Genomic DNA, 21208 nt, shown 5'->3' with positions numbered 1-21208 from the left:
TTACGCTAGGGCATGGGCGTTGTCGTCGACACAGCCCATGGCCCAGCATAGTAAAAAGTTTTTTTGCGCCGCTTTTTTTCAAAAAAGCGGCCACTTTCTTGGAGAACACCCCTATGGCCCCGTGGACCGTCGCCGACATTCCGCCGCAGAACGGCAAATTCGCGATCGTTACGGGGGCCAATAGCGGCATTGGTTACGATACCGCGCTGGAACTGGCGCGCGCCGGGGCGGAGGTGATCGTCGCCACGCGCGACCCTGCGCGCGGCGAGGCGGCGGTGGCCCGCATCAAGACGGCGGTCCCCCACGCGCTGGTGCGGTTCGAAAGGCTCGACCTCGCCAGCCTCGCCTCAGTCCGGGATTTCGCCGCGCGCATGAAGGCCGACCACGGCAAGCTGGATATTCTGGTGAACAATGCCGGGGTGATGGGGCTGAAGCGGCGGCGCCTGACCATGGACGGGTTCGAAACCCAGATCGGGGTCAATTTCCTCGGCCATTTCCTGCTCACGGCACGGCTGCTGCCACTGCTGATGAAGGCGCCAGCGCCGCGCGTGGTGCAGATCAGCAGCATCGCCCACCGGAGCGGCCGGATCGCCCTGGACGATCTGCACGCGGAAAAAAACTACAACCCTTGGCGCGTGTACGAGCAATCGAAACTGGCAATGCTGATGTTCGCCCTGGAGCTGCAACGCCGCAGCGATGCGGGCGGCTGGGGCATCACCAGCTTGGCGGCGCATCCGGGCATCGCGGCCACCGAGATCGTGGCGAACGGGCCCGGCCAACGCAGCCTGATGGGGCGTCTCTGGCCGGTCTTCGGCCGCTTCGTGACCCATTCCTCGGCGGCGGGCGCGTTGCCGACCCTGCTCGCCGCCACGGCGCCGACTGTCACGCCCGGCGGCTATTACGGACCGATCGGCTTCAAGGAGTTCCGCGGCCCGCCAAGTGCGGCAAAAATCGCGCCGCGGGCGCGCGATACGGTGGTGGCCAAAGCGTTGTGGGAACAGGCCGAGCGCCTCACCGGCCAGGCCTTCACAACCGGCCTGTAACCGCCGCCCAGGCCACTGCCAGGCGGTCGCCCAGCGTGCGTGCCGGGTTGGCGCGGCCCAGATCGCGTTTCGCGAACACCGCCGGCAGCGCGGCCGCAAGCGCAGGCCGGGGCGGCGGCGCGCTGAAGAGGCGCCGCGCCGCGGCAATGATCTGCGTCTCCGGCGTGCCATCGGCTGGCAGCAAGGAGCGGTTCTGCGCGCGCAGATAGGGGGCGGCGCGCAGGATACCGGCGATGCCGTAAGCGGTGCCGAGATCTTCCACGACCTGCGAATCGGCGCCCAGACATTTTCCGGCGATACGGGCCAACCGCCCCGCTGTGCCACGCGCGTAACGTAAAAAATGTTCGAGGTCGGGGATCTCCGACTCGGCCTCCTGCATCCGCGCCTCGATCAGCGCCAACAGATCCTCCGGCTGGAAAATGCCGGCCTCCAGCGCGGCGCTCAACGGCGTGGCGATTTCATGAAGTTTGCGCTGCCCCTCGACGACTTCGCGCCACCAGGTGAGCCGGATCAGCGCCAGCATCGGCTGCGACGCCACCTCGCGCGCCCGCGCCAGCTCATGATTGAACAAATACAGCAGCGCCAGCGCTTCGCGCTTTTCCGCCGGCGCGAACAGCGTGCAGAAGAAACGGTCCGGATCGGCGGCACGCAGACGGAGCAGGAGGTCGCTTGACGATGCCATGAAGCGTCCATAGCTAATCAACGCGACGAAACAAATATTGGAGACCGCCACATGGCTTTCGAACTCCCCGCCCTTCCCTATTCCACCAGCGCGCTGGCCGGCGCCGGCATGTGCCAGGAGACCCTGGAGCTGCATCACGGCAAGCACCATCAGGCCTATGTCACCGCGCTGAACGGCTTCGTCGAGAAAGACGCCAACCTGCAGGGCAAGTCGCTCGAAGAGATCATCAAGCTCTCCTACAACAAGCCGGAACTGGCGCCGGTGTTCAACAATGCCGGCCAGCATTGGAACCACAACCTGTTCTGGAAGAACATGAGCGCCACCGGCGGCAAGATCCCCGGCAAGCTGGAAGCCAAGCTGGTGCAGGATTTCGGCTCGGTCCAGGCGTTCAAGGACGCGTTCAAGGTCGCCGGCGTGGGCCAGTTCGGCTCCGGCTGGGCCTGGCTCGTGCTCGGCACCGACGGCAAGCTGAAAGTGACCAAGACCCCGAACGGCTCCAACCCGCTCGCCACCGGCGAAGGCAAGGCGCTGCTCGGCCTCGATGTGTGGGAGCACAGCTACTATCTCGATTTCCGCAACCGCCGTCCCGACTACATCACCAACTGGCTCGACAAAATCGCTAACTACGAGTTTGCCGAAGCCCAGATCGGCTAAACCAGGCATAGCAACGCTAACAGACGAAAATGGCGGCCAATGGCCGCCATTTTTTATTAAGGAAGCAGCCGCTTTTTGAAAAAAGCGGCACCAAAAACTTTTATTTACGCTGGGCCGGTGGCGTTGAAACCAGCACGGCCCAGCTTAAAAAAAGTTTTTTGCTTCTTTTTTTCAAAAAAGAAGCGCCTTCCTTACAGGTCCGCGAAGCTGTGCGTTTCCGCAGCCGCGCCGGGATGAGTCAGCGCGCCGAGATAGGCCGGGCCGACATTCTGGCCGAAGCGCCAGATCGCGCCCGAATTATAGTCGGTCGGGCGCGGCTTCCATTCGGCGCGGCGGGCGGCGAGTTCGGCCTCCGGCAAATCCACGTCGATGGTGCCCTTGATCGCATCGATGGTGATCTTGTCACCGTTGCGCAGCAGGGCGATGGGCCCGCCGACAGCCGCTTCCGGCCCGACATGGCCGATGCAGAAGCCGCGGGTGCCGCCGGAGAAGCGGCCGTCGGTGATCAGCGCCACGTGCTCGCCCATGTCCTGGCCATAGATCGCGGCGGTGGTGGAGAGCATCTCGCGCATGCCGGGGCCGCCTTTCGGCCCTTCATAGCGGATGACGATCACGTCGCCCTTCTTGTAGGCGCGGGCCTGCACGGCGGCGAAGGCGTCTTCCTCGCAGTCGAAGCAGAGCGCGGTGCCGGTGAAGACCTGGTTCTTCAGCCCGGCCACCTTCACGATCGCGCCGTCCGGCGCGAGGTTGCCCATGAGGCCGACCACGCCGCCGGTCTTGGAGAGCGCCTTGGAGACCGGGAACACCACGTCCTGGTTCTCGGGGAACACGACGTCGGCGAGGTTTTCCGCCAGGGTCTTGCCCGTCACGGTCATGCAGTCGCCATGCAGCAGCCCGGCATCGAGCAGGGATTTCAGGATCACCGGAATGCCGCCGATCTTGTACACGTCGAGCGCCACATATTTTCCGCCCGGCTTCAGGTCGGCGATATAGGGCGTGCGGCGCATGATGTCCGCCACGTCCTGCAGGGTAAAGCGGATGCCGGCCTCGTTGGCCATCGCCGGCAAATGCAGCGCGGCGTTGGTGGAGCCGCCGGTGGCGCCCACCACCACGGCGGCGTTTTCGAACGCCTTGCGGGTGCAGATGTCGCGCGGACGGAGCTGCTTTTCGATCAGCTGCATCACCGCCTGGCCGGAGAGCACGCCGAAGCGGTCGCGATCTTCATAAGGGGCCGGCGCGCCGGCCGAGCCGGGGAGCGCCAGGCCGATGGCCTCGGAGACGGTCGCCATGGTGTTGGCGGTGAACTGGCCGCCGCAGGCACCGGCGGAGGGGCAGGCCACGCATTCCAGTTCGTGCAGATCCTCAGCCGACATGTTGCCGGCGGCGTGCTGGCCGACCGCCTCGAACACGTCCACCACCGTCACGTCCTTATCCTTGAAGCGGCCGGGCAGGATCGAGCCGCCATACATGAACACCGACGGGACATTGAGGCGCAGCATGGCCATCATCATGCCGGGCAATGACTTGTCGCAGCCGGCCACGCCGACCAGCGCATCATAGCCATGGCCGCGCACGGTGAGCTCCACGGAATCGGCAATCACCTCGCGCGAGACGAGCGAGGATTTCATGCCCTGGTGGCCCATGGCGATGCCGTCGGTGACGGTGATGGTGGTGAACTCACGCGGGGTGCCGCCGGCTTCGCTAACGCCACGCTTCACCGACTGCGCCTGGCGCGACAGCGCGATGTTGCAGGGCGCGGCCTCGTTCCAGCAGGTGGCGACGCCGACGAACGGCTGCGCGATCTCTTCCTCGGAAAGGCCCATCGCATAATAATAAGAGCGATGGGGCGCGCGGTCGGGGCCAACCGTCGTGTGACGTGACGGCAGTTTAGACTTGTCCCAGGTTTTTTTCATGGTTGAGCGTCCTTCAGTGGTCCGGGCATTTATGGCAGGCGGTCCGCGCCGCACAAGAGAAGAGAAGGAAGAGCCGGTTTTTGAAAAAAGCGGCGCAAAAACTTTTGTTATGCTGGGCCTGAGACTGTGTCAGTGCCAACGCCCATGACCCAGAGTAAATAAAGTTTTTTGCTACTTTTTGTTCACAAAAAGTAGCGCTTACTTCCTTCCTGTCTTCCTACGCAATGCGCAGCAGAGCGGCATCGAGGCGCGTGATCTCGGCGGAGAAACTGCGACGTCGCTCTTCGTTCTCCTCGATGATCGCCTCCGGCGCGCGCTTCACGAAATCCTCATTGGCGAGCTTCTGCACCACCTTGGCCAGTTCCGCTTCGGCCTTGCCACGGGCGGCTTTGAGCCGGACGCGCTCGGCTTCGAGATCGATAATCTCGGCCAAGGGCAGGACGATGGTTGCTTCGCCCAGCACCGCCTGCGCCGAGCCTTTCGGCACATCGCCCAGGACCGGGCCGATCTCGCTGGCGCGGGCCATGCGCGCGATCGGCTCGCCCCAGGCATCGGCCCAGGCCAGGCTTTGGGACGCGGCGTCCTTCAGCAGCACGGGGCTCTTGATGGAAGGCGGCACGTTCATTTCCGAACGCACAGTGCGGACTTCGGAAATCAGATTGACCACCCAGGCGACTTCGTTGCGCGCCGCCCCGGCCTCGAACACCGGGATCGCGTCCGGCCAGGCGGCGCGGATCAGCGAGCCTTGCGGGCCGTAGCCGAAATGGTCCCACAATTCCTCGGTGACGAAGGGCAGCAGCGGGTGCATCAGCCGGAGCAGAACACCCAGCACGTAAGCCGCGACATCGCGGATTTCCGCCGCGTCCGCGGTCGCGAAACCGGGCTTGGCGAATTCCACGAACCAGTCGCAAAAATCGCCCCAGGCGAAGCGGTAGCAGGCATTGGCATAATCATTCGGCCGGAACGCCTCCAACGAAGCGCTCGCCTCGGCCACGGCGCCGTTGGCGGCGTCGAGGATCCAGCGGCTGAGCGGCAGCTTCGCGCCCGCGGGATCGAAGGCCGGGTTGGGCTTGCAGCCGTTCATCTCCAAAAAGCGCGCGGCGTTCCAGATTTTCGTGATGAAGCTGCGATTGGTCTCGACGATCTTCGCGCCGAGCTTCACATCGCGCCCCTGCCCGGCGGCGGCGGCCACGGAATAGCGCAGCGCATCGGTGCCGTAGGCGTCGATCAGGCTCAGCGGGTCGATGACATTGCCCTTGGACTTGGACATTTTCTGGCCGCGCTCGTCACGCACCAGGCCGTGAATATACACGGTGCGGAACGGCGCATCGCCCATGAAATGCAGCCCCATCATCATCATCCGGGCGACCCAGAAAAAGATGATGTCGAAGCCCGTCACCAGCATGTCTGTGGGATAGTATTTGGCCAGTTCCGGGGTCTGTTCCGGCCAGCCCAGCGTGGAGAACGGCCAGAGCGCGGAGGAGAACCAGGTGTCGAGGACATCGTCATCCTGGGTCAGCGCCTCGTGCCGCCCGTAATGCGCGTCGGCCTGGGCCTGGGCGGCCTGCGCATCGCGCGCCACGAACACCGCGTTGTCCGGCCCGTACCAGGCGGGGATGCGGTGCCCCCACCAGAGCTGGCGGGAAATGCACCAAGGCTGGATGTCGCGCATCCAGGCGAAGAACGTGTTTTCCCATTGCTGGGGAACGAATTTGACCTTGCCGCTTTCCACCGCCGCGATCGCCGGCTGGGCCAGCACGCCGGCATTGCAATACCATTGCGTGGTCAGCAGCGGCTCGATCGGCACGCCGGAGCGGTCGCCATAAGGCACGGCATTGGCGTGCGGCTCGATTTTGTCGAGGAGTTCCAGCCGCTCCAGCTCCGCGACGATTTTCTTGCGCGCGGCAAAACGCTCCTCACCCTCCAGGGACCGGACGAATTCCGGCATCTCGCCCAGTTCGGCCAGGGTGATGCGCCCGGCGCGGTCGAGAATCGAGGGCATCGCGAGCCCATGCCGCTTGCCGACCTCGAAATCGTTGAAATCGTGCGCCGGCGTGATTTTCACCGCCCCGGTGCCCTTCTCCGGGTCGGAATATTCGTCAGCGATGATGGGAATGCGCCGGCCCGTGAGCGGCAAAATAACCTGCCGGCCCACCATGTCCTTGTAACGCTCATCCACCGGATTCACCGCGACGGCGGTATCGCCGAGCATCGTCTCCGGGCGCGTCGTGGCGACGACGATCTCCCCGCCGCCTTCGACCGGGTAACGGATATGCCAGATATGACCCTTCATGTCCCGGCTCTCGACCTCGAGATCGGAAATCGCGGTCTGGAGCGCCGGGTCCCAGTTCACCAGGCGCTTGTCCTGATAAATCAGCCCCTGCTCATGCAAGGTGCAGAACACTTCACGGACAGCGGCGGAGAGCCCGTCATCCATGGTGAAGCGCTCGCGCGCCCAGTCCGGCGAGGCGCCGAGGCGGCGCAACTGCTGGGTGATGGCGCCGCCGGATTCTTCCTTCCACTGCCACACGCGGGCGAGAAACGTCTCGCGCCCCAACGCCTTGCGGGACGTCTGCTCCTGGTCCAGCAGCCGCTCGACCACCATTTGCGTGGCGATCCCCGCATGGTCGGTGCCGGGCTGCCACAGCACGTCGCGCCCCTGCATGCGGCGATAGCGGATGAAAATATCCTGCAGCACGTTGGTCAAAGCGTGGCCGACATGCAGCGTGCCGGTCACGTTCGGCGGCGGCATCATGATCGTGTAGGGCGCCGCAGCGCGTGACGGGTGGGCGGCGAATACGCCGGATTCTTCCCAAAGGCGATAAATCCGGCCTTCACAGGCGGCCGGGTCAAAATGCTTATCCAGCGTGCTCACAGATAATTTCCGGTCTTTTACTTAAGGGGCGAGGAGGTGAAAAATTACAGCTTGGTGCGATCGATGACGCGCTCGATCTCGGCGCGGACCACGCGCTCGACCAGGCCCGGCAAATTGGCATCCAGCCAGGCTTTCAGCACCGGGCGGATCTCCTCGCGGACCATCTCCTCCAGCGTGACGCCGCCACGGCTGACCGCGACCGAACGGTCCTGGCTCACGCCGCGGACCAGCGAGCCCAGCGCGCTGGTGATTTCCGCCGTTGCCATATCGCTGACCAGTCCGGCCTTGTTTTGCCCGTGTTCGTCCATCGCTTGCTCCATTTCAGTCTCGTTCCGGGGCGAGCTTGGGGGGATCGCCTCGGACTCCAGCGGCACGGAGACCTCCTCCGGCTTCGCCTCCATCTCGGCGCTGAGCACCAGGATCTCATCCTCGGCGTCGGCGGTGGAGGCCGTCTCTTCCTGTTGTTCATCCTCTTTGAGGATACGACGGATCGAGGCGAGAACCTCATCCATAGAAGGCTCACGGGCGCCGCCGTGAGTCCCTAAGCCGTTTGAGTCGCTCATCAACTTGCCTCTCAGGGTGCCTGAGGCGGCACTGGCTCGTCTGCTGTGATCGGGTGGCCGCTCGCATCGAGCAAGATACCATTGGGGGCGACGCCCACCGCCCTGTCCGCCGACTCGCCGGTACCGAACCCGGCATATTTCACCGCGTTATAGTATTTCTGGTCATCATAATGCGTGACCGGAAGGGCGAGATCGGTGGCGGTGAGACGGCCGATCGCCGCCGCCACCGTATAGGAATTATCCACCAATGTCGCGATATTTTGCACCTGCTGCACTTGGCTGTTCAGCAGCAGCTGCTGCGCGTTCAGCACGTCCAGCGTGGTGCGGGTCCCGACCAGCTGCTCACGCTCGGTCCCTTCCAGGGCGATGGCATTGGCCTGGATCTCGGCATTGGTGCTGATGATCGCGGCGCGGGACGATACCAGCCCGACCCAGGACTGGGTCGCCTGTTCGTAGGCGGTGCGCTGCGCATCGAGGATCGCGGCGAAGCTTTGCTGCTCTCTGGCGCGGGCCGCGCGGATGGCGGAATATTCCGCGCCGCCCTGGTAAAGCGGCACGCTCAGCTCGCCCAGCACCTCACCGCCGGTGATCTTGGACTCCGGCAGCACCGGGTTCTGTTCGTTGAAGCCTGCAACCTGCAGGTTCAATTGCGGCAGCAGGCTGCCGAAGGCCACATCCACCGCATCCTTGTTGGAGGCATCGGTGAATTCCGCCGCGACCACGCTCGGGTTATTGGCGATGGCTTCATTGGCCGCCTGGTCCTTGGAGTTTACCGGCAGCTCCAACGGCTGCGGCGGCCGCAGCTTGCCCGGGTAGTCGCCGACCAGCGCGCGGAAATTCTCGCGTGCGATCTGCACGTTGCCGGCGGCGATCTCGACCTGCGCCTTCGCCTGGGCGAGTGCCGCCTGGGCCTGCGCCACCGAGGTGAGCGTGATCTCGCCGACCTTGAACTGGTCGTTGGTCGCCAGCAGCTGCTGTGCCAGCACTTCCTGGTTGCTTTGGTCGAGCGCCAGCACCTGCTCGTCGGTGATCACCGTGACATAGGAGGTCACGACATTGAGGAAGACGGTCTGCTCGGCGGCGAGCAGCTGCGCCCGCGCGGCATAGACCGAGTTCTTCGCCTGATGCGTCGAGGCGACCACTTTGCCGCCGCTATAGATCGGCTGCGTCAGCGTGATCTGCGCGAGCGATTCGCTGCGGCCAACGGGGAACGTGGTCTTGCCGGCGGCGACGTCCAGCGACGTCACCGGCTCCGTCTCATTGCCGCTGATGTGACCGGCGGTTTCGGAAAACGTGACAGTCGGGCGCCAGCCGGACAAAGCGGTCGGCACGGTCTCGTCGGTGGCGCGCAAGGAGGCGCGCTGCTCCTGCAGCGTCGCGTTATTCGCGTACGCTTCGGCCAGAGCCTGGGTCAGCGTGGTCGGCTCCGCAGCCCGGACCGCATGCGGCACGGCCAAAACGGCGCCGGCGGCAGCGCCGCACAACAAAAATCCGCGCAACGGACCGGCACGCCTCACAGAGCAAATTCCGGCGCGCGCCGGAAGCTGGGCAGAATGCGCGCCGTGCAGTCGAACATTTTCACCACGGCAAAACCGTTGCCGGTCGCCTCGGCGACCACGCCGCGGCCCAGGCCGGCCGGCTCGTCATGATCGGCCAAGATCGTCACCAGCCGCCCACCCGGCGTTAGCTGCGCGGCGAAAATCGCGGGAATGGCGGGCACCGCGCCATCGATGAAAATCGCATCATACGGGCCGGAGGCAGGCCAGCCGGCGGCGAGCTTCCCGGTGACGGCTTCGACCTTCGGGGCGAATCGGGCCAGCGCGCCGGTGTCGAGGCGGGTTTCCTCCTCCAGCGCCACCACCTGCGCGCCGCAGGCCGCCAGCACGGCGGCGGCATAGCCGCTGCCGGCGCCGACCACGAGCACATGGGCGGGACTGCTCGCCATCACCAATTGCGCCAGCCGGGCGGTAACCATTGGCGAGAGCAGGTAACGGCCCTGCCCCAGATCGATATCCGCATCGGCATAGGCGAAGGCGCCGGAAGGGGCGAACGCCTCGCGCGGCAAGGCGCGCATCGCGTCGATGATGCGGTCGTCATGCACCAGATTCGGCCTCACCTGGCTGTCGACCATTTTTTCGCGCGCAATATCGTGAGCGGTCTGGTTTGCCATGGAAAGCCTTCTGTCCAAACGATGATGGAGGCCCTTATAGCGGCCGGCCCAAGCATAACTCAACTGCGGCACCGCTGCGGTGCAGCGAATGAACCATTCTGATACAAGCCTGACACACATGGCTTGACCGGCGCGACCGACCCGAGGATATACAGCGGACCCGCGCGCCTTGAGGTCCGGTGGCAGAGTGGTGATGCAGCGGACTGCAAATCCGCGAATGTGGGTTCGATTCCCGCCCGGACCTCCAAGGGCGAACGCGCGTGACGCGCAGGCCAGGCTGGCGTGAGTCCTGCCGCGCGCGGCTTCTGTCAGTGCCGGGCAGGCGGATTCCTGCCGAGTGGCGCGCGATCGTGCCGGACCAGTTCGGCGAGCAAGCGCCAGAGCCGGGCGGGTTCCACCGGCGCCTCCGGGTCGTTGAACAGCCAGTCCAGCTCTTCCAGCTTCCGCATGTAGTCTGTGCCTTCCATGGCCTTCTCCTTGCTGCGATGCGCCTAGAAAGAACGCCAATTTTGGCAAGACTATGATGCAATCGCGTGGCAGCCATTCGATCATGAAGCTGCCGCCGCATCATGCCGGCCAGAGCTTAACGAAACCCTGCTATGTCCGCCGCTATGTTGGCCTCCCAATATTGCCGTTCCTTGGGAAATGCGCCCCCCGCGATGCCGCCGCCGGCACCGCCAAGCCAGGCAGCCCGGCGGCGGCGAGCGCAGGCCGCTTTCCCCTCCGCCCCGCACAGAAGCGGCAATGGTCTCGGAAATCCCCCACAACATTTTTTACGAATCCGCCACGAACTGACAATTAATTTCGATTCCGTATCGTACGGTCTTGCGACTTTGGCAACCCCGCCTGCCAGCGACCCGGGAAAACCCGCGAAAAACCTCGGTTTTTTTGCCAATGAAACGCATTCGCAAGTAGATATTATCGGCTTGACCGGCGCGCGTTCCGCAGTCAGATGACCCTCCGATAAGGAGTATTCCATGCGAGATTTCTCACAGCTTTCCGAACGTGAGGTCCTGGCGCTGGCGATCGGCGCTGAAGAAGAGGACGGCCGCATCTATAACGACATCGCCGAACGGCTGCGCGAGGATTTCCCGGCTTCGGCAAAGATCTTCACGGCCATGGCCGTTGAGGAGAACGAGCACCGGCATCGCCTGCTCGACATCTACCAGCAGAAATTCGGCGACCATATTCCGCTGATCCGCCGCCAGGATGTGCGCGGCTTCAGCGCCCGCAAGCCGGTCTGGCAGCTGCCCAAGCCGAGCATCGACGATGTCCGCAAGCTCGCCGAGAGCATGGAATCCGAAACCCAGCGCTTCTACCGCCAGGCGGCCGCGCGCGCGACCGATGTCTCGATCCGCAAGCTGCTCGGCGACCTGGCCGAGGCGGAGCAGGAGCACGAGCACCGCGCCGACACGCTCTCGGCGGAAAATCTGCCCACGCACACCCGCGAGAGCGAGGATGCGCGGGCCAAGCAGATTTTCATGCTGCAATATGTGCAACCGGGTCTGGTCGGGCTGATGGACGGGTCGATTTCCACCCTCGCACCGATTTTCGCTGCCGCCTTTTCCACGCATCATCCTTTCTCCGCCTTCATCGTCGGCATCGCCGCCTCGGTGGGCGCCGGCATTTCCATGGCTTTCGCCGAAGCGCTCTCCGATGACGGCAGCCTGACCGGGCGCGGCACGCCCTATATTCGCGGCGCGGTGACCGGACTCATGACGATGCTGGGCGGCCTGGGTCACACTTTGCCCTTCCTCATCCCCAACCTGCATCTTGCTTTGCTTGTCGCCATCTGCGTGGTGGTGGTGGAACTGGCGGCGATCTCGTGGGTGCGCTGGCGCTTCATGGATACCTCGCCGCTCCGCGCGACGATTCAAGTGGCGTTCGGCGGCGCGCTGGTGTTCGCCACCGGCGTGCTGATCGGCAACGGTTAAGGAAGAAAAGGAAAGCAAGTCGCCGCTTTTTGAAAAAAGCGGCGCAAAAACTTTTGTTATGCTGGGCTACGGGCGTTATCGGCGACAAAGCCCATGACCCAGCATAATAAAGTTTTTTTGCTACTTTTTGTTCACAAAAAGTAGCGCTTTCTTCCTGCTGTCTTCCTGCTGTTAGCTATCCGTCCGCCGCACCCAGGGGATGCGCGCGATGTCGATGCCTTCTTCCGCGAGGGAGGCAGCCTCCTCTTCGGAACTTTCGCCGTAAATCCCGCGCCGCTCGGCCTCGCCATGGTGAATCCGGCGCGCCTCTTCGGCAAAATCGGCGCCGACATAGTCGCAATGGGCCTCGACCTCCTGGCGCAGACGCTGCAACGCGGTGCGCACGGCATCGGGGATCGCCCCGCCCGCCGCGGGGCTGACCGGCGCCGGGGCCGGCGGTGCGGCCTCCGGGGCTTTCTCCCCCTTGCGCGGAATGCCTGGCGTCATCAGCGCGCGCGTGACTTTGGTGTCCCCGCAGACCGGGCACGCGACCAGCCCTCGCTGCGCCTGGCTTTCAAAGCCTTCGCTGTTGGCAAACCAGCCATCGAATTCATGAGCCGCGTCGCAACGCAGCTGATAGTGGATCATAGGCCGAGCAACGGGTCCAGTTTGCCGGCATGCTCGAGCGCCATCATGTCGTCGCAGCCGCCGATCAGTTTCCCATCGAAGAAAATCTGCGGCACCGATGTTTTGCCGCCGGCCCGCTCCTGCGCCTCCGCGCGCCGGGCCGAGCCCGGCGGGGCGTAGATTTCCATGAATTCGACGCCCTTTTTGCGCAGCAGGCTGAGCGCGCGGGCACAGAAGGGGCAGAAATCCTGGGTGTAAATCTCGATCACGGGCATAATGATTCATCTAGCCGAGGCAGTGCATTATGCAAGATCTCCCTCAGGCAAGGCTGGGATCGGCCACGCGCGCGGCGGTGAGCACGTCCACCCGCGCGGCGCCGGCAGCGCGCAGCGCCAGGGCGCAGGCATTGGCGGTGGTGCCGGTGGTCATCACATCGTCGATCAGCAGCACGGTCTGGTTCGTGGCGGTGAAGCCCTGGCGCGGGACGATGGCACCCGCCAGCTCCGCCTCGCGGCCGGCCCGGCTCAGCCGTTCCAGCGGCGCCGTCGCCTTCTCCCGGCGCAGCGCGTCGAGGGCGCATGGCCGGCCCGTCAGCCGGGAAAGGCGGCTCGTCAGCAGGGCCGCCTGATTATAACAACGCCAGCGCAGCCGCGCGGGATGCAGCGGCACTGGCACCAGCAGGTCGGCGCGCGCCAGCAGCTCGCGGCCCGGGCGCAGCATCAGCTGGGCGATACCGCGCGCCGCCTCGGTGCGGTCGGCGTATTTAAACGCCGTGATCACCCCGCGCGAGGCTGCATCATACCGCAACGCCGCCCGCGCCTGAGTGAAGGCAGGCGGCGAGATTTCACAACGCTGGCAGCACCCGCCCTCACCCGCCGCGCCCGCAAACGGCAGTGGCACGCCGCAGGACTCGCAGAACGGCGCGGAAATGAAATTCATGCGGCGGAAGCAGGCGGCGCAAAACTGCCCATCCGCCGCCACCTGCGCGTCGCAGGCGAGACAAGACGGCGGCAGAAGCGTATCCAGCAGCTGCGTCAGAAAGGTTTTCATGTGGAGCAGATTTTCGATTTCGACGCGGTGCGCCGGCATCGCGACCGGGCGGCGCCGCGCATCGCGCATCTCGCCCCGGTGCTCAGCGATCTCGCCGAACGCGTGCTCGACCGTCTGGACGATACCAGCCGGCGCTTCACCACCGCACTGGATTTCGGCGGCCGCGGCGCGATCGCGCCGGCGCTGCGCCAGCGTGGCATGAGCGTGGACAGCGCGGATATATCCGCGCTTATGGCGGCCCGCGCGGGCGGCACCCCGTTATTGATCGAGTCCGAAGATTTCCGCCTGGAGCCGCAACGATACGATCTGGTGGTGGCGCATCTGTCGTTGCACTGGTTCACCGACCTGCCCGGCGCGCTGATCCAGTTGCGCCGGGCCCTGAAACCGGAGGGGCTGCTGCTCGCCAGCCTGCCGGCGCTCGGCACGCTGCAGGATCTGCGCACCGCCCTGCTCGAGGCGGAAGAAAGCCTGACCGGCGGCGTCAGCCCGCGCGTGTCTCCCTTTCCGGAACTCTCCGATTGCGCCGGTCTGCTCCAGCGCGCCGGGTTTTCACTCCCCGTCGCCGATGTGGAAGAGATCGAGTTATTATACGCCAATCCGTTGGCGCTGCTGCACGATCTGCGCGATGCCGGCGAGACCAACGCCTTGCGCGCGCGGCGCAAAACATTCGTGCCGGCGGCATTGTTTCCGGCGGCGTTGGGCCAGATGCCGCAGCGCGACGGCCGGATCATCGCCCGGCTGCGCATGGCGGTGCTCACGGGCTGGGCCTCATAGATAACCCGTCTTGCGGAAACTCAGCCATTCGCCGTTGCCGATGATGACATGGTCGTGCAGCGTGATGGCAAGCGCCTCGGCCGCGCGCTTGATCTCCCGCGTCATCTCGATGTCCTCCACGCTGGGGGATGGATCGCCGCTGGGATGGTTATGGACCAGGATGATGGCGCTGGCGTGCATCTCCAGCGCCCGCTTCACCACCTCGCGCGGATAAACCGGCGTGTGGTTGACCGTGCCGGTGCTCTGCGCCTCGTCGGCCAGCAGCCGGTTGCGGTTATCCAGGAACAGCACGCGGAACTGCTCGATCTTTTCCCGCGACAGGACGGCCTGCAAATAGTCGATCAGCCGGTCCCAGTTGTTCAAAACCGGGCGGTGCAGCACTTCGGCCCTGGCCAGGCGCAGCGCCGCCGCCTGCACGGTTTTCAGCGCCGCCGCGCCGGCTTCACCCAGGCCCTCGACCTCGAGCAAGTCCGGCACGCTGGCGGAAATCGCCGCGGCATAGGAGCCAAAACGCGCAAGCAGCGCCCGGGCGAGCGGCTTGGTGTCCCGCCGCGGCAGCGCCATGAACAGGGTCATTTCGATCAGCTCATGCTCGGCGATGGCGTCGGGCCCGCCGGCCAGAAAGCGCGCCCGCAGCCTGGCACGGTGCCCCTCCACGCCCAAAGCCGGCTTGGCCGGACGGTTTTCCGGCGACAGCCCGCCGAATAGCGGCGCCGCGTCGGCAAAACCAGCAGTGGAACGGGCCTTTGGCATGGCACGCTGAACGTGCCACAAAAACGTTACGACATCAAACCGTGAAGCGTCGCATGGCAAGAGGAAGAAAGTGGCCGCTTTTTGAAAAAAGCGGCACAAAAAACTTTTGTTACGCTGGGCCATGGGCGTTGTCGCCGACACAGCCCATGCCCTCCGAGCCTATTCCAACGGTGCTACGCACCGCCGGAACCTTCAGCCCCTCCGCCCAGAGTCATAAAGTTTTTTTGCTACTTTTTGTTCACAAAAAGTAGCCTTTCTTGCTTACTCAGCCGGCGCCGGCTTTGCCTCCGGTTCGGCTTCCGCCTGTTTCTTACCGGCCAGAACCATGTACACCGCCGGCACCACAAACAGGGTGAACATCGTGCCGATCGAGAGCCCGCCGGCGATGACCATGCCCATCGCGTAGCGCGACGCCGCCCCTGCCCCGGTCGCGATGATCAGCGGCACCACGCCCAGTACCATGGCGGCGGTGGTCATGAGGATCGGCCGCAACCGGATATTGGCGGCGTATTCGATCGCCTCGCGCTTGCCCATGCCGGCCAGACGCGCCTCGTTCGCCACTTCGACCATCAGGATGCCGTGTTTGGAGACCAGCCCCATCAGCGTCACCAGCCCGACCTCGGTGTAGATGTTCAGCGACAGACCGCCGAAGCCGAGATAGATGAAACTCATCGCCCCGGCGATCGACAGCGGCACCGAAACCAGAATGATCAGCGGATCGCGGAAGGAATTGAACAGCGCCGAAAGTGCCAGGAAGATGATGATAACGGCGAAGATGAAGGTGAGAATGAAGCTGCTGCTCTGCTGCACGAACTGCCGCATCTGCCCACCATAATCGATATGGTCGCCCGGCGGCAGAATTTTTGTCGCCAGATCCTGCAGGGTCTTCAATGCCTCCGCCTGGCTCACGCCTGGCGCCGCCACGCCTTGCAGGGTCGCGGAATTCTGCTGCTGGAAGTGATTGATGGTTTCCGGGATCACCGTGTTCTCGATGCGGGCGATCGAGGAGAGTGGCACGTTGATGCCGTTCACCGATGTCACGTAATAATTGTTCAACTGCGAGACATTCAGGCGCGACGTGCGCTGCACCTGCGGAATCACTTTGTAAGAGCGGCCGTCGAGGTCGAAATAATTCACATAGTCGCCACCGAGCGCCTCACCGAGAACGGCGCCGACATCCGACATGTTGAGCCCGAGATCGGCCGCCTTGGCGCGGTCGATGATGATGTTCGCCTGCGGCTGGTCGAGCTTGAGATCGCTCTGCAGAAAGATGAACTTGCCGCTCCGCAGCGCCGCCTGCAACAACGCCTGGCTGGTGGGATAAAGCCGCGTGAAATCATCGGTCGTCTTGATGACGAACTGCACCGGCAAACCCTGGCTGCCCGGGAGCGGCGGCAACTGGAAGGCCGCAACCTGCTGGCCGGCATCGTCGGCATTGGCCTCGTTCTGCAGGACCGTCTGCAGCGTGTCGGCCGTGCGGGTGCGCTGATCCCACGGCTTGAGCACCGACCCGACAATTTCCGTGCCCGGCACGTCGATCTGGAATGTGTGCTCGGTTTCGGGAAGCTTCAGAACGACGGAGTTGAGATACGTGTCCCACATGGCGCGCTGCGTCATCGTCGCGTCCGGCGCCGAGGTGGCGGAGAGCAGCACCGCGCCCTGGTCCTCCATCGGAGCCAGTTCGCTCTTCGACCCCTGCGCCAGGAAATAAATGCTGCTCAGGATGATGGCTGCGAACACCAGAGTGACCGGAATCGTTTCCAGGCTGCTGCTCAGCATCCTGGTATAGACATGATGCACCTCGTTGAACCGGCGGTCGATGAAGCCGATCAGCTTACCTTCCCAATTGGGATGGGCGCGATCGATCGGCTTAAGGAAACGCGAGGAAAGCATCGGCGTCAGCGTCAGCGCGACGATGGCGGAAATCGTCACCGCGCCGGCCAGCGTGAAGGCAAATTCCGTGAACAGCGCGCCGGTCAAGCCGCTCTGGAGGCCGATCGGTACATAGACGGCGATCAGCACGACGGTCATGGCGATGATCGGCCCGCCCAGCTCCTTGGCCGCCTCGCGCGCCGCCAGGATCGGATTTTGTCCGTCATCGAGATGGCGGTTGACGTTTTCCACCACGATGATCGCATCGTCCACGACGAGGCCGATGGCGAGCACCAGCGCGAGCAGCGTGAGCAGATTGATGGAGAAGCCGAAAGCCGCCATCATCGCGAAAGCGCCGATCAGCGACAGCGGGATCGCGATCACCGGGATCAACACCGAGCGCGGCGACCCGAGGAAGGCGAACACCACGAAGGTGACGATCACCATCGCCTCGAGCAGCGCCATCAGCACCTCATGGATCGAGGCGTTCACGAATTCCGTGGAGTCATAAACAATGGTGCCTGTCAGACCGCTCGGCAGATTCGCCTGAATCGAGGGAAAGACATTGCGCACGCCGCCGATGACGTTGATCAGGTTCGCGCCCGGCGCCACCTTGATGCCGATATAGACGCCCTGCTTGTTGTCGAACGTCACATGCTGGTCGTAATCGTCGGCGCCGAGCGACACGTCGGCGACATCGCGCAGATGGATGATCGCGCCATTCGCCTGTTTCAGGATCAGGTTGCCGAATTCCTCAGGCGTGTGCAGGGCGGTGGAGGCGGTCAACGTCACCTGCGTCATCGTGCCCTTGGTATTGCCCAAAGCGGCGATGAAGTCGTTGTTGCCGAGCTGCGTCCATACGTTCGAGGCCGTCAGGCCATAAGCCGCGAGCTTCTGCGGATTGAGCCAGACACGCATGGCAAAATTCTGGCCACCGAGAATCTCCGCGGTCTGCACGCCACTCACCGCCTGCAATTGCGGCTGCACCACGCGCGTGACGTAATCGGTGATCTGATTGGCCGAGAGCACGGTGCTGCGGAAGGCGATGTACATCGCATCGATCGTCTGCCCCACCTGCAGGGTCAGCACCGGCTGCTGCGTGCCGGACGGCAGCTGGTTGAGGATCGAGTTCACCTTGGCGGTGATTTCGGTCAGCGCCGCGTCCGGATCGTGATTCAGCACCAGATTGATGGTGATGGTGCTGGTGCTGGTGTCGCTGGTCGACGTCATGTAGTCGATGCCGTTGACCTGGGCGACCGCGTTCTCGATCGGCGTCGTCACGAACCCGGCCACCACATCCGGCGACGCGCCGGGATAGGTGGTGGTGATGGTGATGGTGGCGTTCTCGGTCTGGGGATATTGCTGCACCGGCAGCGACCCGATGGCGCGCAGGCCCAGCACCAGGATCAGGATGCTCACCGCAATGGCGAGCACCGGACGGGCGATGAAAAGATCGGTAAAACGTTTCATCGCGCTACTCGTTCGGCGGCGTGGGGTTGGGATCGTTCGGCGGCGTGACCGTGTTGTTCACCACAACCGGCGCGCCGTTGCGCAGCTTCAGCTGGCCGGCGGTCACCACCTCGGTGCCAGGCGCGACGCCGGTGAGCACCGCAACCTGGTCGCCCCTTGTATCCCCGGTGGTGACGAACACCTGCTGCGCGGTGAGCAGCGGCTTGCCTTGCGCTCCGGCCTGGTGCTGCACCGTATACACGGTGGTGCCGTAAGGATTGTAGGTAAGCGCCGTCTGCGGCAGCGTGACGAGTTCCTGCGGCGTCCCGGTCTCGACCTTGATGGTGGCGAACATGCCCGGCCGCAGCAGCAGATCGTCGTTCGCCAGCGTGGCGCGCACCTGCACGCTGCGGGTCGTGTTGTCCACCACCGTATTCAGGGCGGAAATTTTCGCGGGGAACGTCCGGCCGGGGAAAGCATCGACCGCGACATTCACGCTCTGCCCTACTTGCAGCTGGCTCAGCGCCTGCTGCGGCAGATAAAAATCGACATAAAGCGGGTTCAGCTGCTGCAGCGTGACGATGGCGGTGCCGACCGACAGATACTGGCCGATATCGACCTCGCGGATGCCGAGCCGTCCGGCAAACGGCGCGCGGACATGCTTCTCCACCATCAGCGCCTGCTGCGCCTGCACCTGGGCCTGGGCGGCCTGCAGGTTGGCGCGGTCAGTATCCACCTGGCTCTGCGCGATGGCATTGGCGCGGAACTGCTTCACATCGCGTTCATAATTGATTTCATCGAGGGCGGCGGTCGCCTGCAATTGCGCCAGCACGGCCGGGTCGTTGTTGGGCCGCAGCGTCAGCAGCAGCGCGCCGGCCGGCACATCCTCGCCGGACCTGAAATCGATGGTGTCGACAATGCCGGCCACTTCCGCGGACAGATTGGCGCCATTGACCGCCACGATGCTGCCGACCGAACTCAGCGTCGGTTGCCAGCTCGACGTGGTGGCGGTGGTGGTGGCCACCGTCTGCGCCTGGTTGCCGAAACCCGCGAGGAATTTGGCAATGAAAATGCTGCGCACCGCGCCGTAGCCGAACACGCCGCCGAACACCAGGCCGACAACGATCAGCATGAGAACCATGCGCAATGCGGTTTTGCTAGCCGTACTCATGATCTCGTCACCCTCATGGAATAATGCCGCAACAGGTGCTGGCGACGTCCTGGCGGTGCCACCAGCCGCCACCCAGGGCCTGGTAAAGCGCCGCGCTATCGGTCAGCCGTGCGGCCGCCGCCTTCACCTCGGCGATCGCCGCGTTTTGATACGTGGTCTGGGCGGTCAGCACCGCCGTGAACGGTTGGCCGCCGAGCCTGTATTGCGCCGTAGTCACCGCCAGGCTGTTCGCCGCGGCATTTTCGGCCGCCTGCGCGGCCGCCAGCGTCATGGCGTCATATTGCAGGATCTGCAGCGCGTCGGCAACGTTTTGGAAGGCGGACTGCACGGTGGCCTGGTAGCGCGCGCCGGCCGCGCGCAGCGCCGCCAAAGCTTCCTGGCGCTGCGCCGTCAGCGTGCCGCCTTCGAACAGCGGCTGCGTGACGCCCGCCATCAGGCTCCAGATCAGGCTCTGCGGCGTGAACAGCGTGCCGGTGGTCAAGGCCTGGTGGCCGAGCTGCGCGGTCAGCGTGAATTGCGGCAGCAGGTTGGCATCGGCGACACCGAGATCGGCCGAGGCGGCATGCAATTGGGCGGCCGCCGCCTGGATATCAGGCCGCTGCGCCACGATCGCCGAGGGCAGGCTCACCGGCACGTCCTGCGGCAGGGTCAGATCGGCCAAAGTGAAATCGGCCTCGTGGAAATCGCCCGGAAAGGTGCCGACATAGACGGCCAACTGGTTGCGCGTCTGCGCCAGTTGCGACTGCAGCGGCGGCAACGTGGCCTCGGCGGCGGAAAGCGTCGCCTGCTCCTGCAACACCAGCGCCTGCGCCACGCCGCCCAACCCGACCTGGGTGACGAGAATCGACAACACCTGGCGCTCCGCATCGATCACCTTGTTCGTGGCGTCGATCTGCCCTTGCAGCGATGCTTCCGTGACTGCCGCGGTGACGATGTTGCTGGTCAATGTGAGATACGCCGCCTCCAGCTCGTCGCGCTGGTAGTCGGCTTGCGCGGCCTGGCTTTCGATTTGCCGGCGCAACCCGCCGAACACGTCCGGCGCGTAAGAAACACTGAGGTCGGTGTTATAAAGCGTGAAGGGCGGAATGGTCGCCGTGGTCACCTGGCCGGTCGCCCCGAACGTGGCAAACTCTGCCGACGAAACCTTTTCGCGCGTGACCTGGAAGCCCGCCGACACGCTGGGGAACAAACCACCCTGCTGAGCGCGGACCGTCTCTTCCGCCTGAATCAGCGTCTGCTGGCTGGCCTGCAAGGTCGGGTTATGCGCGAGCGCCGCCTCGATCAGCGCATTCAGCTCGGCGCTGTGATAGAGCGACCACCAATCGCCCGCGATGTCGGCGCCGTCGCGGAAATATTGCACCTTGCCATCGGCCGGAACGGTGGCGGCAGGCAGCTTGGTGGGCGTCAGCGCCACTTGGGGCGCGGGCGGCTGATGAAAATCCGGACCCACCGCGCAAGCCGTCAGGCCGGCAGTGAGCAGCGGAGCGCAGGCACGGAGAAGGAAACCCGTTGGTTTCATGCCACCCACCTAACCGCGTTCATTTTATTGGTCAAGCGAGTGTTTTCCGAATGACGTGCGACCAACGATTCAAGCAAAGGAAACTTGCCAGTTTTCCGCATTACGCTATTCTGCAACACATGCCGGCGCCAACAAAAACCGCCCGATCGCCCCGAAGCTCCGCGCCGTCCGCGGCCGGCA

The 21208-nt window shown here is 64.4% G+C and carries 18 protein-coding genes and 1 tRNA gene; 5 read left to right on the top strand and 14 right to left on the bottom strand.

All coding sequences use genetic code 11. The annotated features are described in order from the left end of the window. Positions 1–113 precede the first annotated feature (113 nt). A complete protein-coding gene (locus VNC39_RS04035; RefSeq protein WP_325396420.1) occupies positions 114–1043 on the top strand; it encodes an oxidoreductase in 930 nt (309 codons plus the stop codon). Here VNC39_RS04035 and VNC39_RS04030 read toward each other — a convergent pair. Continuing rightward, positions 1027–1725: a squalene/phytoene synthase family protein gene (locus VNC39_RS04030; RefSeq protein ID WP_325396418.1), complete on the bottom strand. Its 699-nt coding sequence runs from the start codon at positions 1723–1725 to the stop codon at positions 1027–1029. The genes VNC39_RS04035 and VNC39_RS04030 overlap by 17 nt on opposite strands. 51 nt (positions 1726–1776) lie before the next feature. On the opposite strand from VNC39_RS04030, the gene VNC39_RS04025 reads away from it, so the two are divergent. Next, complete coding sequence (locus tag VNC39_RS04025; protein WP_325396416.1) at positions 1777–2379, top strand: superoxide dismutase; 603 nt, start codon at positions 1777–1779, stop codon at positions 2377–2379. A gap of 191 nt (positions 2380–2570) precedes the next feature. Here VNC39_RS04025 and ilvD read toward each other — a convergent pair whose 3' ends face one another. The 5 genes from ilvD to VNC39_RS04000 form a co-directional block, all read right to left on the bottom strand. Beyond that, positions 2571–4292, bottom strand: coding sequence for a dihydroxy-acid dehydratase (ilvD, locus tag VNC39_RS04020; protein ID WP_325396414.1), 1722 nt, complete (start codon positions 4290–4292; stop codon positions 2571–2573). A 217-nt stretch (positions 4293–4509) separates the two neighbouring features. Beyond that, positions 4510–7167, bottom strand: coding sequence for a valine--tRNA ligase (locus VNC39_RS04015; protein WP_408840145.1), 2658 nt, complete (start codon positions 7165–7167; stop codon positions 4510–4512). A 44-nt stretch (positions 7168–7211) separates the two neighbouring features. Next, positions 7212–7679, bottom strand: a complete 468-nt coding sequence (locus tag VNC39_RS04010; protein ID WP_325396412.1) for a DUF2497 domain-containing protein — start codon at positions 7677–7679, stop codon at positions 7212–7214. 62 nt (positions 7680–7741) lie between these two features. Continuing rightward, complete coding sequence (locus tag VNC39_RS04005) at positions 7742–9247, bottom strand: TolC family outer membrane protein (protein ID WP_325396410.1); 1506 nt, start codon at positions 9245–9247, stop codon at positions 7742–7744. Then, a complete protein-coding gene (locus VNC39_RS04000; RefSeq protein ID WP_325396408.1) occupies positions 9244–9900 on the bottom strand; it encodes a protein-L-isoaspartate O-methyltransferase family protein in 657 nt (218 codons plus the stop codon). The genes VNC39_RS04005 and VNC39_RS04000 overlap by 4 nt, the downstream gene beginning before the upstream one ends. A gap of 173 nt (positions 9901–10073) precedes the next feature. Between VNC39_RS04000 and VNC39_RS03995 the strand changes: the two genes are divergently transcribed. Further along, positions 10074–10147 (top strand) — tRNA-Cys (locus tag VNC39_RS03995). A 61-nt stretch (positions 10148–10208) separates the two neighbouring features. On the opposite strand, the gene VNC39_RS03990 is transcribed toward VNC39_RS03995, so the two are convergent. Beyond that, positions 10209–10367, bottom strand: coding sequence for a hypothetical protein (locus VNC39_RS03990; RefSeq protein ID WP_325396406.1), 159 nt, complete (start codon positions 10365–10367; stop codon positions 10209–10211). A 510-nt stretch (positions 10368–10877) separates the two neighbouring features. Between VNC39_RS03990 and mbfA the strand changes: the two genes are divergently transcribed. Beyond that, positions 10878–11834, top strand: coding sequence for an iron exporter MbfA (gene mbfA, locus VNC39_RS03985; protein ID WP_325396404.1), 957 nt, complete (start codon positions 10878–10880; stop codon positions 11832–11834). 171 nt (positions 11835–12005) lie between these two features. Here mbfA and VNC39_RS03980 read toward each other — a convergent pair whose 3' ends face one another. The 3 genes from VNC39_RS03980 to VNC39_RS03970 are packed head-to-tail and all read right to left on the bottom strand — an operon-like array spanning position 12006 to position 13490. Further along, positions 12006–12461: a DUF1178 family protein gene (locus tag VNC39_RS03980; protein ID WP_325396402.1), complete on the bottom strand. Its 456-nt coding sequence runs from the start codon at positions 12459–12461 to the stop codon at positions 12006–12008. After that, a complete protein-coding gene (gene grxC / locus VNC39_RS03975; RefSeq protein WP_325396400.1) occupies positions 12458–12715 on the bottom strand; it encodes a glutaredoxin 3 in 258 nt (85 codons plus the stop codon). The genes VNC39_RS03980 and grxC overlap by 4 nt, the downstream gene beginning before the upstream one ends. A gap of 43 nt (positions 12716–12758) precedes the next feature. After that, positions 12759–13490 (bottom strand): ComF family protein, encoded by a 732-nt coding sequence (locus VNC39_RS03970; protein ID WP_325396398.1) that lies wholly within the window; start codon positions 13488–13490, stop codon positions 12759–12761. On the opposite strand from VNC39_RS03970, the gene VNC39_RS03965 reads away from it, so the two are divergent. Further along, positions 13491–14264: a methyltransferase domain-containing protein gene (locus VNC39_RS03965; protein ID WP_325396396.1), complete on the top strand. Its 774-nt coding sequence runs from the start codon at positions 13491–13493 to the stop codon at positions 14262–14264. Here VNC39_RS03965 and radC read toward each other — a convergent pair. From radC to VNC39_RS03945, 4 genes are all read right to left on the bottom strand, one after another. Further along, positions 14259–15017: a RadC family protein gene (gene radC, locus VNC39_RS03960; RefSeq protein WP_325396394.1), complete on the bottom strand. Its 759-nt coding sequence runs from the start codon at positions 15015–15017 to the stop codon at positions 14259–14261. The two genes, VNC39_RS03965 and radC, sit on opposite strands and share 6 nt — an antisense overlap. Before the next feature lie 261 nt (positions 15018–15278). Continuing rightward, positions 15279–18359: an efflux RND transporter permease subunit gene (locus tag VNC39_RS03955; RefSeq protein WP_325396392.1), complete on the bottom strand. Its 3081-nt coding sequence runs from the start codon at positions 18357–18359 to the stop codon at positions 15279–15281. A 4-nt stretch (positions 18360–18363) separates the two neighbouring features. Beyond that, positions 18364–19509, bottom strand: a complete 1146-nt coding sequence (locus VNC39_RS03950) for an efflux RND transporter periplasmic adaptor subunit (RefSeq protein WP_325396390.1) — start codon at positions 19507–19509, stop codon at positions 18364–18366. A gap of 13 nt (positions 19510–19522) precedes the next feature. After that, positions 19523–21028, bottom strand: coding sequence for an efflux transporter outer membrane subunit (locus VNC39_RS03945; protein WP_325396388.1), 1506 nt, complete (start codon positions 21026–21028; stop codon positions 19523–19525). Between the last annotated feature and the right edge of the window lie 180 nt (positions 21029–21208).

Source organism: Acidocella sp. (assembly GCF_035535915.1).
GTDB lineage: Bacteria > Pseudomonadota > Alphaproteobacteria > Acetobacterales > Acetobacteraceae > Acidocella.
Note: the sequence above shows the minus strand (reverse complement) of the source record. Positions and strands in the feature narration are given on the sequence as shown.